A 14,445-nucleotide genomic window follows, 5' to 3' on the forward strand; every position below is an offset into this window, starting at 1 on the left:
GCCCCGCCGAACCGCGCTCAGGACGGCTCCGGCGCCGGGCCCTGCGCGGGCGGCGGACGGAACCAGGCGCGTGCCGTGTCGAGCAGTTCGCGTCCGTCCTCGGTTCCGTCGTCCCGCGCGCCGTAGGCGATGAGGGCGCAGCGCTCCCCGTCGACGGCCTCGAAGCGGTGGTCGACGACGGGGTGGGCGGAGCCGGCGGCGGGTTCACCGCTCAGCTCGTCCGCGGTGCACTCGTGCTCGGCCGCCTCGTTCCCGGACGGGTCCGGCACGTCCCGCACGTGGATCTCCCGGTGCCCGTCGAGTTCGCTCGCCGTCGCCCGGGCCGCCGCCACCGAGGCGCTCGGTGAGTCCTCCACGAGCGGGAAGACCTGGACCCCGCGGATGCCGTCGGGAGCGCGGTACCCGACGATGCGCCGGTACGGCGGAACCGGGGCACGAGCCCGGTCCGGACGGTCGCGGTGGCGGGACGGACCGGGCGGGCCGACGGGGGGGGCGACCCCGTCGACGGCGGGGCGAGGGGCGCGGCCCACCGTTCACGGCACGGTGCTTTCCCTGGTGAGCAGGTCGACGACCGCGCGCATGCCGCCCCGGTCGAGGGCGGCCCGTTGCCGGTCGGCGCCGGTCCCCTCCTGGAGGAGGCGGTGGACGAGGGCCGCGACCTGCCGGGTGTCACCGGCGGCGTCGAGGGCGGGGGCGATGTGCCCCAGCAGCCGGCACAGCACGTCGCCGGCGCGGCGCCGGCCGCCGGCCGGATCGATCAGGGTGTCGTCGAGTCCGTGCCGGGCGGCGTGCCACATGGCGGCCTGCAGCAGTTCCGGCGGCGGTGCCTGGTCGGCGGTCGCCTCGGCCAGGGCCGTCGCCACCAGGGCCCGGACGATCCCGGCGAGCATGACGGCGTCGTCCGCGTGGAGCTGGACGTCCGGGCAGCGCACCTCGACCGTGGGATAGCGCTCCGAGAGACGGGCCTGCCAGTACACCTGCCCGGTGTCCGAGATCAGACCGCTCTCCACCAGGCGCTGCAGCCGGCGGTCGTAGTCCGCCGCGTCGCGGAACGAGGGGGCGATGCCGGTGACCGGCCAGCGGCTGAAGATCACCGTGCGCCAGCTGGCGAACCCGGTGTCGTGGCCGTCCCACAGCGGGGAGTTCGCCGACATCGCCGTCAGCACCGGCAGCCAGACCCGGATCCGGTTCAGCACCCGCACGCCCGCCTCCCGGTCGGGCACGGCCACGTGCACGTGCATGCCGTTGACGAACTGCTCCGCCACCAGCTGGGGCGCCTGCGCCACCATGGCGCGGTAACGCGCCTCGTCGGTGACGCCCACGGGCCGGCCGTCGCGCAGCGGCGGCGTCGCCGCGGCCACCATCCGGCAGCCGTGCTCCTCGGCGGCCGCGCCGACGGCGTGCCGCAGGCGCAGCAGGTGCCCCCCGACCTCCTCCAGCGTGCCGCACACGGGAGTCGCCACCTCGACCTGGACCTGGAGCAGTTCGGACTGCAGTTCCTCGCCCCCGGCGAGGCGGGCCAGGTCCGCCGCCAGACGCACCTTCTCGGAGTACGGCACCGGCAGGCCCGTGGCGGGGTCGAGCAGCAGGTATTCCTCTTCCACGCCGATCGTCGTCATCGACCGCCCTCTGTTCCCCTGGGTGACTGCCGTGACCGGGCTCGCGACGCGTTCGTGCCCGTCCGGCGGTGCTGATCGCCCGGGAACGGGATACGGGTCCGGGCCGTCTCCGAATGCCGCGATCGCTTCCACACTAACCCCGCGCAGGTGCCGGGGAGAGCTCGAGCGGAGCGGGGAGGGCGCGAGCGACGTGGGCACACGGACGATGCCGGGCCGGACACGGTCCCCTCCGGCACGGAGGCGGGTCACCGGTGCGCGGCCGGCGCGCCCGGGGCGGCCGCCGCCCGGGTCACCTCGCGAGGTGGCGCTCGATCCAGTCGGCCGCGGCCCGGCGATAGATCCGCCGGCTGTCCGCGCGCAGGAAGTCGTGGCCCTCGTTGCGCAGCGTCAGCAGTTCGGCCGGTACACCGCGTTCGCGGGCCGCGCGCACGAACTGTTCGGACTCGCCGGGCGGCACGTTGGTGTCGTGTTCGCCGTGTACGGCGAGGAACGGCACCCGGAGCGCGTCGACGCCGGTCATCGGGGACAGCGCACGCAGCAGTTCGCGGTCGTGTTCGGGGTGGCCGTACTTGTGCGCCGCCGATTCCGCGATCCACGGCTCGGTACCGGCGTAGAAGGTCGCGAAGTCGGACATCCCGCAGGTCGCGACGCCGGTGCGGAAGAGGTCCGGGTGCCCGACCAGGGAGGCCATCACCAGGTAGCCGCCGTACGAGCGTCCCATCACGGCCAGTCGCCGGGGGTCGGCGAGGCGGGCCACCACGGCATGGGCGGCGCAGTCGGCCACGTCCTGGATCGCGGCGAAGCGTCCCGTGCCGAGGTCGGCGTCGACGAAGGACCGGCCGTGGCCCGAGGAGCCGCGCACGTCGGGGGCGAAGACGTCCAGGCCCCGGCCCAGCAGCTCGTGGTACAGCGGGTTGAACACCGGCCGTTCCTGCTCCTCCGGTCCGCCGTGCAGGTGGATCACGCACGGCGCCGGTTCGCCGGGTCCGCGGCCCGGCGCGCGGTAGTACCAGCCGCTCAGCGACAGTCCGTCGCGTGCCGTCGGCCGCACCGGTACGGGACGCACGGGGGGACGGCCGGGCGGGACGGCGTCCTCGTCCCGCGAGGACCACGGGGTGCGCAGGGCGGCGCCGTCGGCGAGCCACCACACGCCGGGGCGGCGCTGCGACCCGGACAGGGCCAGCACCAGTGCCGCCCGGTCGCCGGCGGGCACGATGCGTGTCACCACCTCGTGCGGCAGCGGCACCGCCCGCGGCGGGCGCGCCAGGGCGTCCCCGGTGCCCGCGGCCGGCGGGACGGCGAGGACCTCCAGCTCGCTGGCGCCGCGCACGTTCCAGGCCAGGATCGCGGTGTGCCCGTCACGGCCGAAGGCCAGCAGTTCCAGTCCGCAGTCCGCGCGCTCGGCGGCGACGACCAGTGCCCGCCGCTCTCCCTCGGCGGAGAGGCGGACGGCGAACAGCGCGGCGAACTCGCGGGCGGCGTCGCTGCGCAGCCACAGCGTCCTGCCGTCCGGCGAGAAGCGGCCGATCCACGGGTCGCCGTCGGCGACCGGCAGCGCGTAGGTGGTCCGCAGGTCGGCGGTGCGGACCACGAGGGCCTCGCGCCGTCCGCGGGGGCCGCGCCGCACCAGTGCGAGCCGTCCGTCCTGGCTGAGGTCGCAGACGCGCAGCGTGGCGGCGGCGCGCTCGACCGCCAGCAGGGTGGGGGCCGCCACCCCCTCGGGGTCGACGAGGTAGGCGGCCAGCCCTCCGCCGGCCGTCCCGTCGGGAGCGCCCGCGCCGTGTGTACCGGGCGCTCCGGCGCCGTGCGTGCCGGGGGCTCCCGCGCCGTGCGGGCCGGGGGCTCCCGCGCCACGGCCCGTCGTGGTGCCGTCGGTTTCGGCGTCCGTGAGCGTCGACGCGGTGGGGACGGTGTCCAGGGCGTGGGAGGGGCCGGCCCGGGGGATCTCGTGCCGCGGCGGCCCGAAGGGCACGTCCTGTCGCAGCGGCTCCGGGGTGCCGGCGCCCTCGTCCCTCTCCCCGGAGTGGGCGGCGGGGCCGGCGTCTCCGTGGCGCGGGCTGCCCAGCAGGACGGCCCGGCCGCCCCGGGATGCCCAGCCGGCGGCCCGCGGGGCGGCGTACGTGCCGGGATCGGCGAGGCCCTCGCGTGCCGGTGCCTCCTCCCGGTCGCCCGTGCCTCGCGCGACGACCGGCTCGGCGACGGTGACGGCCAGCGCCGAGCCGTCGTGCTGCCAGCAGCCGAGGTGCGCCGAGCCGCCCGGCTCGGCACCGGCGAGGATGCGCCGCCCGGTTCCGTCGGGGCGCACGCACAGCACACGGGTGTGTTCGCCGCCCCCGGGGGCCGTGGTGTAGGCGATCCAGCGGCCGTCCGGCGACCAGGCCACCTCCTTGACCGGGTGGGGGTCGGAGTCGAGCAGGTGCACCTCGTGCCCGTCGACCGGTCCCGTCCACAGCTGGGGCACGCCGCCCCGGTCGCAGATGAACGCGACGAACCTGCCGCTCGGGTCGACCGAGGGGTACCAGCAGCCGTGGGACGTCAGCCGTTGCGGGGTGTCCCGCGGCCCGGCGGTGTCGGGCAGGGGCACGAGCGCCGGACCGGTGGAGGGCGGCGCCGGGTCCGCGGTGGCCGGCACCGGACCGGCGGTGATCGGCACCGGCCCGGCGGTGGCCGGACCCGCGTGGTCGTCGGTCGTCGCGGTGGTGGCGGGAGCCGCGGTGGCCGCGGCGCCCGTCCGGGACGCCGTGCCGCCGTTCCGGGGCGGCCGCGGCCTCCTCCCGGCGGGATCCGCGCCGTCGGAGGTGCCGGGGGGCGGGCTCCCGTGCGGGTGCGGCGGGGCCCCGGTCGTCGGGGTGGGGGGGTGCGGCCCCGGCGCCCCGGTCATGCGATTCCGTGCGTCTGCAGCCATATCTCCAGCAAGGCCACCTGCCACAGCGCGTTCGCCCCGCGCCTGGTCCGGTGCTCGTCGGGAGCCGACAGGAGCCTGTCCAGGTACGCGTCCTGGAAGACGTCCCGTGACCTGGCCTCGGGGGCGGCCAGCGCCTCGCGGACCCGCTCCAGGACGGGACCCGCCATGTGCTTGACGGCCGGGACCGGGAAGTAGCCCTTGGGCCGGTCGACGACCTGTGCGGGCAGGACCCGGCGGCCGGCGGCCTTGAGGACGCCCTTGCCGCCGTCGGCGAGTTTCAGCTCGGGCGGGCAGGCGGCGGCGAGTTCCACCAGCTCGTGGTCGAGGAAGGGGACCCGGGCCTCCAGCCCCCAGTCCATGGTCATGTTGTCGACCCGCTTGACCGGGTCGTCGACCAGCATCACGTGGGTGTCGAGCCGCAGCGCCGCGTCGAGGGCGGTCTCGGCGCCCGGCTCCGCCATGTGCTCGGTCACGAAACGGTGGGACACGTCGTGACCGGGCAGCAGGTGGGGCCGGAGGATCCCGGTGAGGTCGGCGTGCGACCGGTCGAAGTACGTGTCGGCGTACCTCTGGGGTTCGCTCTGCCGCGGGACCGCGGCCAGGTCCGGGTACCAGTGGTAGCCGGCGAAGACCTCGTCCGCGCCCTGGCCGCTCTGGACGACCTTCACCTCCTTCGCCACCTGCTCCGACAGCAGGTGGAAGGCGACCACGTCGTGGCTGGTCATCGGCTCGCTCATCGCCTCGATCGCCGCGTCCAGGGCGGTCGACACGCGGTCCGAGGGCACCATCAGCTGATGGTGGTCGGTCCCGAAGTGCCGGGCGACCAGGTCCGAGTACGGGAACTCGTCGCCCTCCTCGCCGCCCTCCGACTCGAAGCCCACGCTGAACGTCGCGAGGTCGCGCTGTCCCTCGTCGGCCAGCAGCGCCACGATCAGGCTGGAGTCGAGGCCGCCCGACAGGAGGACGCCCACGGGCACGTCGGCGACCATCCGGCGCCGTACCGCGGTGCGCAGCGCGTCGAGCACCGCGTCCCGCCAGTCGTCCGGGCCCAGGTGCGCGTACTCGTCCCGTCGGGTGTACGACGGCTGCCAGTAGCGGATGTCGCGGTGGCGGCCGTCGGGTTCCACCACGCGCACGGTGGCCGGGGGCAGCTTGCGCACGCCCGCGAGGACGGTGCGGGGCGCGGCCACCGTGGCGTGCCAGCTCATGTACTGGTGCAGCGCGACGGGGTCGAGCGAGGTGTCGACGCCGCCGGCGGCGAGGAGCGCCGGCAGCGAGGACGCGAAGCGCAGCCGCCCCGAGGTCTCGGTGAGGTAGAGCGGTTTGATGCCCAGGCGGTCGCGCACCAGGACGACCCGTCCGGTGTCCTGCTCGACGATGACGAAGGCGAACATGCCGTACAGGCGGTCGACGCAGGCGGTCCCCCACTGCTGGTACGCCTTGAGCACCACCTCGGTGTCGGAGCCGGAGAAGAAGCGGTGGCCGAGACCGCGCAGTTCGTCGCGCAGTTCCCGGTAGTTGTAGATGCAGCCGTTGAAGACACCGGCGATCCGCGCCGTGGGGTCGGTCATCGGCTGCGCCCCGCACTCCGACAGGTCGATGATCTTCAACCGGCGGTGGCCCAGCGCGACGGCGCCCTGCGACCACAGCCCCCTGCCGTCCGGTCCCCTGGCGGCGAGCCGGTCGGTCATGCGCTCGACCGCCGCCAGGTCGGGTCGTCCGCCGTCGAAGCGGACCTCTCCGCTGAGGCCGCACATCAGAGCCCACCCCCTCGCGGGGCGCCGTCGGCCCGGCACGGCGTGGTCGCCGGCGGGGCGCCGGGCGAGCACGAGCACGTGGACGGGCCGGTTCGGTGCGGGGCGGTACTGCTGCTGGGCATGGTGAGCTGCACTCTCCTCGGTAGGGGGTCGATCGGCGGCGCCGGCCTCACGGCGGCCTCCGCCCGTTCCGGCGGCACGGCCGCGGGGGCCGTCAGCCGCGCAGGGTCGCCTGCCGGTCCGGCGCCGCATTCCGCGCCCGGAGGGCGCCGGTCGCCGCGACGGGCCTGCGCGCGGCCGCCGCGGGCCGCCGCCTGCGTCCGCCGCGGGTCTCCTCGACCAGGGTCTCGACGCCGGCGAGGAGGCCTTCCTCCTCGACGACCGCGCGCAGGCGGTGCGCGGCGCTGCCGCGGGCCAGCGCCTCCTCCATGAGGGCGCATACGGTGTCCCAGTCGCCGGCGGCCTCCAGGGCCGGGCGCAGTCGCCGGAGCATGCCGCGCAGGACGGCGGGCGCGGGCGCGGGGAGGCCGGTGGCGGGGTCGACCAGGGGGCCCTCCAGAGCGGTCCGGGCCGCCCGCCAGTTCGCGGCCCGCAGTCCTTCGTGCCGCCCGTCGCAGTCCTGGGCGCCGGGCTGCTCCAGCCGGGCGCGCGCGTCCTCGACCAGGGCGCGGAACAGTCCGGCCACGAGGACGACCGTCTCGGCGCGCGGGCAGGCGTCGCAGATGCGCAGTTCCAGCGTCCGCTGGTGGTCGGACGGCCGGACGTCGTAGTAGACCATTCCCGGATCGCTGATCACCCCGGAGCGGACCAGGTCCGAGACGGCGGCGTCGTAGTCCTCGGCCCGGGTGAAGCAGCCGGCCGGTCCCGAGGTGGGCCACCGCTGCCACAGCATGGTGCGCCAGCTGGCGTATCCGGTGTCGGCCCCCAGCCAGAGGGGCGAGCTGGCGGACAGGGCGAGCAGCGGGGGCAGCCAGGGCGAGACGGCGCACATGATCCGTACGGCCGTGTCGCGGTCGGGTACGTCGACGTGGACCTGGGCGCTGCAGACCAGGTGCTCGTCGGCGACCTGCCGGTACTCGTCGGCCATGTGCCGGTAGCGGGGATCGGCGGTGGTGTCGCCGGTGGTCACCCGCGCGAGCGGCACGGTCCCGGCCGCCACGGCGGCCAGCCCGAGGGGGGAGGCCGCCGCGTCGAGCCGCAGCCGCGCCTTGACGATGTCGTCGTGCAGCGAGTCCAGGGAGGCGTGCACCGCGCTGTTCCACTCGACGGCCGACTGCTGCAGCTCCGCGGTGAAATCGGGTCTGCGGCGCAGCCTGCCGAGGACCTCGCCCGCGCGCGGCACGAGCAGCCCGCTCTCGATGTCCAGGACATGGAATTCTTCCTCTACCCCTATGCGAACGGCCACGGTTCTCCCTTTTCCGGCCGGACGATCGCCCGCCCGGTCGGAGACCCGCGGCGATCACTGCCCACGCCGAGTTCCCAGCACACGGGCCGCTTAGTCCTCACCGGTGCACTCGGGCCGCGGCCGGGAAGGCGGAGGAGGTGCTGCCGTGGCTTCCCCGCGATGCCCGGACCGGTCCCGGCCGACGCGCCGGGCCGCGCGGTGCCGCACGCGGACGGCACTCCGCGCCGGAGTACGCGCACCCGGCCGGTCACGTCGCTCCGCTCGGCCGCGGCCGATCCGCGCGCCCGACGACGGCGGGGTCCGTCCCCGCGCCGAAAGGGGTACTCACGAGCCGTGGCCCACCGCTGCGCGCCGCCGCTGCGGAGGACCTCGCATGGATCCACGAACCGCGTCACCGGGTCCGCGCGGAGGAGCCGGGGCGGCACGCGCCCGGTCCGACGGGACGGCTCCGCGACGGACCGTTCGGTGACGACGTCTGCCTGGCCGTGCGCCTGGCCGTCTGCCTGGTCGTGTGCCTGGTCGTGGCGAGTGGCGGGTGCACCGCTCCTCGGACGACCGGACCGTCTTCCGCGGGTCGGGCGCCGTCCCGCGGACGGACGTCACCGGGACCGGCCGGGCGACGAGGGGACGCCGTGCGCGCACCCCTGCGGGTCAACCGGCCCGGCCCATCGGGACGGCCTGCCCCGTGACGCGTGTGCGGGGGGACCGGGGGTCGACGTCGACCAGCAGGTCGCTGGGGCGGCCCATGTCCTCTCCCTGCCGGATGCTGATCCTGGTGGGAGCGGTGACGAGGCCGAGCGTGCGGAGGTAGCCGCCGAACGCCGCGGCCGCCGCCCCCGTCGCCGGGTCCTCCACGACGCCACCGACCGGGAACGGGTTGCGGACGTGGAAGCGTTCCGGCGTCTCGCGCCACACCAGCATCACGGTGGTCCAGCCGTGACGCCGCATCACGTCGGCGAGGCCGTCGAAGTCGTAGGCGAGGGAGGCCAGGCGCTCCCGGGAGGCGGCGGCCAGGACCAGGTGGTCGTTGCCGCCGAACGCCACGTGCGGCGGCAGCTCGGGGTCCAGGTCGCCGGCCTCCCAGCCCAGGGCCTTCAGCGTCTCGTCCAGTTCGGTGCTCCCGGCGGGGCGGGAGCGGGTCGCGACGCTGGTGAGCGTGGCCAGCACGGCGCCTTCCTCCTCGGTGACGGCCACGGCGATCTCGCCCGCCGCCGTGTCGAGGAGGATCTCGCCGGGGCCCGTCCGCTCGGCGAGGGCGACGGCCAGGGCGACGGTCACGTGGCCGCAGAAGGCGACCTCGGCGAGCGGGCTGAAGTAGCGGACGCCGTACCGCCGGGACTCCTCGTCCCCGCCGGTACGGCCGGTGACGAAGACCGTCTCGGAGTAGCCGACCCGGGCGGCGACGGCGAGCATCGTCGCGTCGTCGAGGCCGCGGGCGTCGAGCACGACACCGGCGGGGTTGCCGCCCGCCGGATCGCTGGTGAAGGCCGCGTACCGCAGGACCTCCGTGGGCGGCCGGGCGGGGTCGACGGGACCGGTTCCCGTGGTGTCGCTGATCTCGCTGGTTTCGCTGGTTTCGCTGGTTTCGCTGGTTTCGCTGGTCATGTCGTCCACGCTGCCATCCCGGTACCGATCGGGTCCAACGATTGATGTCGATGCGATCCATCGGTGACTCGCATACCCTGGGGGCGTGGACACCCGCTTGCTGCACACGTTCACCGTCCTCGCCCGGACGGGCAGCTTCACGGCCGCCGCCGCCGAGCTGCACCTCGCCCAGTCGACGGTCACCGTGCACATCCGCACCCTGGAGCGGGACCTCGGTGTCCGGCTGTTCGACCGCCTGCCCACGGGCGCGCTGCTCACCGGGACCGGCCGACGGCTGCTGGAGAGGGCCGAGGACGTGCTCGACGCCGTCGCACGGCTGCGGGCGGACGGTGCCGGTGACGGGGCCGCAGGGGGACGCGTGGTCGTCGGCACCCCCGAGTCGCTGTGCACGACGCGGCTGCCGGGCGTGGTCGCCGCCCTGCGCACGAGCCACCCCGAGGTGGACGTCCAGTTGTCCGCGGGCGGCACCGCGCGGTGCGTCGAGGGACTGCGGTCCGGACACCTGGACCTGGCCCTGCTGCTGGAGGGGGAAGCCGATTTCCCCGACGTGACCACCGAGCTGATCGCCCGCGAGCCCCTCGCCCTCGTCTGCGCCCCCGGCCACCCGCTCGCCGCGCGGGCCGACGCGCCGACGTGGGCGGAGCTCTCCGGCGAGGACGTCTTCCTGCTGGAGCAGGGCTGCTCCTACAGCGACGAGCTGGAGCGCCGGCTGCTCGCCGTGCCCGGCGCCCGGCCGCGCCTGACCCGCTTCGGGAGCGTGGACGCGGCGCGTTCCTGCGTGACCGCCGGACTGGGAGTGACCCTGCTGCCCCTGACGACCGTGCGGGACCACCTGCGCGACGGACGGCTGCTGCGCCTCGACGGACCGCGGTTCGCCGACGCCCCGGTGCGGCTGGCCCGCCACCGCAGGCGGTGGACGTCACCGGCGGCCGAGACGTTCGTCCGGGAACTGGTACGGCACCTGCCCGGCTGACGGGCCGGGAACACCGCGCCGGTCACGGCGCCCGCCCCTGCGGGTCCCGTGACCGGACCGCCGGTGCGGCCGGTGCGGCCGGTGCGGCCGGTGGCGAGGGTCTCGTAAGGCGCGGCGGCGGGCTACTTTCCGCCGGTGAGCTTGTCCGTCAGGGCGCCGTAGGCCAGTTGCAGCGCGTCCGCCCCGGCCAGCGCGGTGAGCGCCCCCATGGCCGTCCGCGTGCCGCGCGGCCAGAGCAGCTGGCCCGCGGTCAGGGTCGAGGCCACCCAGACGCTCACGCAGAACGGGCAGGTCACCAGTTCGCCGACGGCGTCCCCGCCGTCGTCGGCGCGCGCCTCCTCGTGGAGTTCGGCCGGGCCCTGCGGACCGACGTACCGCGTGAAGGGGGCCCTGAGCGGGCTGGTCACCGACGCCTTGCTCAGCAGTCGGCTGAGCCGGAAGGTGGCCACCGCGGTCAGGACCACGTCCCAGGGCTCGGGCCGGTCGGGCAGGGGGCGCTGCCGCAGCCGTACCGCCGTCGCCCAGGCCGCCGTGTACGCGCTGAACCCCGCCATGGCCGCGAGGTAGCCGCGCAGCGGCCGCTCGTGCCCGGCCGAGTAGTCGCGCTGCGTGCGCCGGAGAAGTCCCTCCAGGCGTCCGGTGAAGCGACTGCCGGCTGCTGTGCCCATGGTTCGCGTCCGTTCCTGTCCCGCTGTCCGCAGGTCGGTTCCGTCACCCTCGTCCGTGTGCGCTCGCCGCTCCGGGGCGCCCGGGCCCGGGAATCCGGACGCCGGACGGTCGCCGTACGGCTGCCGGCGTCCGGGTCCCCGCCGGGGCACCCGGCAAACGGGGGCAGGGGGAGGCTCCGGGGTGGGACGCCCAGGACAGGAGCCGGGCCGAAGCAGGCCGGGGCGGGCAGAGGCGGGCCCTCGTTCCGGCTCGGGGTTCGGAACGAGGGCCCTGTCCCCTGCACGGACCACTTCGCCGGGAGTCCCGGGAACGGATGCACCCCGGCCGGATTCACCCGGTCGGCGGTACGGCGGCGCCGGACGGGCCGGGCCCCGCCCTCTTGCCCCCCGGGGGTTCCACGCGCCCCCGAGGGGCGATGGGCAGGCGCATCCGAGTGTCGTCCCCGGAGAGAATTGACGGGGAACAACATCCCGATATGCGGCTTTCGTCCAGGCCGGACGGGGTGCGACTCTTTCCACCTCCCGAGGAGAATCCATGATCGTCAAGAAGCTGCACGAGGCCGGCGTCACGAGCGAACACGCCTACCTGGCGGCCACCGCCTCGATCGGCCTGTCCCTGGTGTCCTGGCTCACCTCCAGCAGGAACGAGAGCCTGGAGCGCGCCGACCGCTGGGGCATCTTCGTCGGCGAGTGGGCTCCCACGTTCTTCGGTCTGGGTCTCGCCCTGGCGAACTACGAGGACCGGGAACCGGCCCGCGCCGCCGGGACCCCCTCCGGTCCCCTCCACGAGGTGTGACCATGAGCGAGCCACTGCCTCCTCCCGGCGAGACCCCTCCCGTGGAGGGGTCGACCGCCGAGGCCCACCGCGAACGGCCGGACGGCGGCGTCTGGGAGCACCCGCGCGTCTGGCTGTACCTGATCACCGTCGGCTGCCTGCTCGTCGCCGCGTTCTTCCTGGTGCGCGTCATCACCTTGTGAGTCCGCCCCGCCACCGGGACGGCCCGCCGGTACCACCGGGCGGGCCGTCCCGTCCGGATCCCGCGGCATCCGAGTCCGGCGCACGCCTCCCCGCCCAGCGCTCCTGCCCTGTCCGGCGCACTCACCCGGCGGCTGTCGTCGCGCGACGGCGACCCTCACACGTCGACGGGCTCGCGCGGCGCCGCCCGGTACTCGGCGGCCAGGGCCTCCGCCATGTCCGCCACCGAGTAGCGGGTCGCCACCGTCTCCCGGGCGGCGCGCGCCAGACGGGCGCGCCGGTCCTCGGGCAGGGACGCCAGCCGGTGCAGGCCGCGGGCCAGGCCGGAGGCGGACGAGGTGTCGAGCAGGATGCCGTTGACACCGTCGCGCAGGTAGTGGGCCACTCCCCCGCGGAGCGGGCCCGCGGCCGGCAGTCCCGCCTCCATGGCCTCCAGTACGGCGATCCCGAACTCCTCCTTGGCGCTCGGGCACACGTACCAGGCCGGCACGCCGTCGCCGCCGTCGGCCAGGGCCCGCTCCAGGCGCCTCACCTCGTCGTTCGGCATCGCGGGGAGCATCGCGAGGCGCCGTGCCGCCGCCACCTGCCCGGCCGGCAGGGCGCTGATCGTGTCGCGCATCCGCCGTTCGGCCGGGGTGGGGCGGTCCGTGCTCCCTCCGACCAGGACCAGCGTGGTCGTGCGCCACAACTCCGTCGCGAGCCAGGTGCGCACGAGCAGGTCCTGCTGTTTGACCGGGTGGAGGCGTCCCACGCACAGCAGCAGCGGGAGGCTCCGGTCGGCGGGCGCGAGCGCGTCGGGCCGGCCGCCGTCGGCGAACAGGTCGTCCAGCATCCGCCGCCGCAGTGCCGCCTCGTCGGCCGCCGGTACGTACGGGGCGATCCCCTCGGGCGGTGCGGGCGGTCCCGCGGGGCCGTAGCGGTCGCCGAGGACGGGGAAGTGGCGGAGCAGGTCGCCGGTGCCGGGGCGGCCGGGGATGCCGATCACGGTGTCGGCCCGGTCCACCAGGCGGTCGGCGCAGAAGACGCGGTGCAGATCGGCGCGCAGCAGTTCCGCGCGCTCCGGGTCCCGGGGGTCGGCCTGGGCGTACTTGCGCACCAGGTCGCGGTGGGGATCGGGGGTCGCGGTGAAGAACAGGCGTCCCCCCGTGCGGGCGGTCGCCTGCGCGAGGGCCAGGCTGCCGTCGTCGGCGTACCGCACGTGCACGACGTCGACGGGGCGGGGCAGGGCGCCCAGCAGGCGGGCGGCCCACCAGGCGAGCGCGGCGCGGTGCCCGGGCCAGGCGTCCGGCCGGGGCGGCCCGGGCGCGTCGACGGGCAGGCGCAGCACCCAGTGGCCGGGGCCGCGCTCCCGCAGGAGACGGGGGTCGCGGGCCAGGCCGTCGAGGCCCGCGGTCACCACCGTCACCACGCCGGCGATGCCGTCGCTGAGGGCGAGCCGGGCGCCGAGCCCGCCCAGCAGGACGGACATGCCGCCGCTCAGCCCCTGCCCCGGGGTGTCCAGGTCACCCTGGAGCATGGTCTGCGCGACGACGACGCCGGGGGCCGTCCAGGTGTCCTCGGCGAGGGCGGCGGGAGGGTCGAGGAGCAGCCGCTCGTAGGCATCCGTCGCGGTGCCGGCGGCGGGCAGGTGGGCGGGGCCGTCGGGGAGCCGGTGCAGGTAGCGCCAGAGGGCGTGGCGGACGCCCCGGTCGGCGGGCCCGGCGAGTGCCGCGGCCTCGGTCGCGGACAGGGGCCGCAGGCCCGCCGTCTCGGCGCAGTCCAGCAGGAAGGCGGTGCGCGCGGCGACGGGCGCGTCGCGCAGCAGCATGTGGCGCAGCGTCTCCTCGGCGTACCGGGCGCCGTGGCGGCGCACGGTGTCCGGCCACATCTCCGCCAGGACCGCACCGAGCCTCGGCCCGCCGTGGGCGTGGGCGAGCAGGGCCTCGGGAGTGAGCGGAACGGCGAGGCGGCAGGCCCGCCGCAGGGAGGCGACGGCCGTGTCCTCGCGGCTGAGCGCGGGCGCCGGGCCGTGCGGGACGGGGCGCGGGCCGAGCCCGTACTCGGCCTCCAGCAGCATCGCCGGTTCACCGCCGGGGTGCCGGCCCGCGGCGGTACCCGGCCCGTCCGCGCGCATGCCGCGGAAGAAGACGGCCCGCGCCGCGGCGAGCGGGTCTGGATCCTCATGGGACGGCGTTGCCGCCGCGGTGTCCCACGGCGGCGCTGAGGAGGCGGACACTCTGGTCTCCTTCGTGCGGAACGGACGACGTGGCGAGTTCCGGCGGGGGGCTTCGCCCGGATGCACCCGCTCCCGGCGCGCGCCCCGGCAGCCGGCCCTGCCACACCTCGGCCGCGTCCCGCCGTTCTCCGCCGTGACCTGCCGTGACCTGCCGTGACCTGCCGTTCCCCGCCCGGCTCGCAGTGAGCTGCCGTGCGCCGCGCCGCGCCGTCCCGCCCCCTCTCGCCCTCTCTCGCTCCGTTGCATCTCGCCCCGTCCGGCCCCGCCCCGTCCCGCGCCGCCCAGGACCCGCCGCATCCGTGGCACCGCGTCGTGACGAAGG

The 14,445-nt window shown here is 76.1% G+C and carries 11 protein-coding genes; 3 read left to right on the top strand and 8 right to left on the bottom strand.

Annotated elements, in window-relative coordinates:
• Window positions 1–17: 17 nt before the first annotated feature.
• The 6 genes from ACF09K_RS20475 to ACF09K_RS20500 all read right to left on the bottom strand — a co-directional run bounded on the left by ACF09K_RS20475 (window position 18) and on the right by ACF09K_RS20500 (window position 9,291).
• Window positions 18–530 (bottom strand): hypothetical protein, encoded by a 513-nt coding sequence (locus ACF09K_RS20475; protein ID WP_392245393.1) that lies wholly within the window; start codon window positions 528–530, stop codon window positions 18–20.
• Window positions 531–533: 3 nt separating this feature from the next.
• Complete coding sequence (locus ACF09K_RS20480; RefSeq protein WP_392245395.1) at window positions 534–1,619, bottom strand: glutamate--cysteine ligase; 1,086 nt, start codon at window positions 1,617–1,619, stop codon at window positions 534–536.
• A 289-nt stretch (window positions 1,620–1,908) separates the two neighbouring features.
• Window positions 1,909–4,272: a prolyl oligopeptidase family serine peptidase gene (locus ACF09K_RS20485; RefSeq protein ID WP_392245396.1), complete on the bottom strand. Its 2,364-nt coding sequence runs from the start codon at window positions 4,270–4,272 to the stop codon at window positions 1,909–1,911.
• Window positions 4,273–4,496: 224 nt separating this feature from the next.
• Entirely contained in the window at window positions 4,497–6,281 is a 1,785-nt protein-coding gene (locus ACF09K_RS20490; RefSeq protein ID WP_392245397.1) for an N-acetylglutaminylglutamine amidotransferase, read from the bottom strand.
• A gap of 214 nt (window positions 6,282–6,495) precedes the next feature.
• On the bottom strand, window positions 6,496–7,686 hold the full coding sequence (locus ACF09K_RS20495; RefSeq protein ID WP_392245398.1) for a glutamate--cysteine ligase: 1,191 nt from the start codon (window positions 7,684–7,686) through the stop codon (window positions 6,496–6,498).
• A 651-nt stretch (window positions 7,687–8,337) separates the two neighbouring features.
• Window positions 8,338–9,291 (bottom strand): PhzF family phenazine biosynthesis isomerase, encoded by a 954-nt coding sequence (locus ACF09K_RS20500; protein WP_392245399.1) that lies wholly within the window; start codon window positions 9,289–9,291, stop codon window positions 8,338–8,340.
• Window positions 9,292–9,376: 85 nt separating this feature from the next.
• On the opposite strand from ACF09K_RS20500, the gene ACF09K_RS20505 reads away from it, so the two are divergent.
• Window positions 9,377–10,264, top strand: coding sequence for a LysR family transcriptional regulator (locus ACF09K_RS20505; protein ID WP_392245401.1), 888 nt, complete (start codon window positions 9,377–9,379; stop codon window positions 10,262–10,264).
• 122 nt (window positions 10,265–10,386) lie between these two features.
• Here the strand turns inward: ACF09K_RS20505 and ACF09K_RS20510 are convergent, their stop codons facing one another.
• Window positions 10,387–10,932, bottom strand: coding sequence for a DUF1360 domain-containing protein (locus ACF09K_RS20510; RefSeq protein WP_392245403.1), 546 nt, complete (start codon window positions 10,930–10,932; stop codon window positions 10,387–10,389).
• 535 nt (window positions 10,933–11,467) lie between these two features.
• Here ACF09K_RS20510 and ACF09K_RS20515 point away from each other — a divergent pair.
• A complete protein-coding gene (locus ACF09K_RS20515) occupies window positions 11,468–11,728 on the top strand; it encodes a hypothetical protein (RefSeq protein ID WP_392245405.1) in 261 nt (86 codons plus the stop codon).
• 2 nt (window positions 11,729–11,730) lie between these two features.
• Window positions 11,731–11,910 carry a DUF6480 family protein gene (locus ACF09K_RS20520; protein ID WP_392245406.1) on the top strand — a complete coding sequence of 60 codons (180 nt, stop codon included), beginning with the start codon at window positions 11,731–11,733 and terminating at the stop codon, window positions 11,908–11,910.
• 155 nt (window positions 11,911–12,065) lie between these two features.
• Here ACF09K_RS20520 and ACF09K_RS20525 read toward each other — a convergent pair whose 3' ends face one another.
• Complete coding sequence (locus tag ACF09K_RS20525) at window positions 12,066–14,123, bottom strand: glycosyltransferase family 4 protein (RefSeq protein ID WP_392245408.1); 2,058 nt, start codon at window positions 14,121–14,123, stop codon at window positions 12,066–12,068.
• Between the last annotated feature and the right edge of the window lie 322 nt (window positions 14,124–14,445).

This window comes from Streptomyces sp. NPDC014882, assembly GCF_043081325.1.
In the GTDB taxonomy this organism is placed as follows: Bacteria; Actinomycetota; Actinomycetes; order Streptomycetales; family Streptomycetaceae; genus Streptomyces.

What these genes read in the sequence shown, in the direction of transcription:
- ACF09K_RS20515 (WP_392245405.1), top strand. Translation starts at nt 11,468, where the DNA reads ATGATCGTCAAGAAGCTGCACGAGGCCGGCGTCACGAGCGAACACGCC.
- ACF09K_RS20490 (WP_392245397.1), bottom strand. Translation starts at nt 6,281, where the DNA reads ATGTGCGGCCTCAGCGGAGAGGTCCGCTTCGACGGCGGACGACCCGAC.
- ACF09K_RS20480 (WP_392245395.1), bottom strand. Translation starts at nt 1,619, where the DNA reads ATGACGACGATCGGCGTGGAAGAGGAATACCTGCTGCTCGACCCCGCC.
- ACF09K_RS20510 (WP_392245403.1), bottom strand. Translation starts at nt 10,932, where the DNA reads ATGGGCACAGCAGCCGGCAGTCGCTTCACCGGACGCCTGGAGGGACTT.
- ACF09K_RS20520 (WP_392245406.1), top strand. Translation starts at nt 11,731, where the DNA reads ATGAGCGAGCCACTGCCTCCTCCCGGCGAGACCCCTCCCGTGGAGGGG.
- ACF09K_RS20500 (WP_392245399.1), bottom strand. Translation starts at nt 9,291, where the DNA reads ATGACCAGCGAAACCAGCGAAACCAGCGAAACCAGCGAAACCAGCGAG.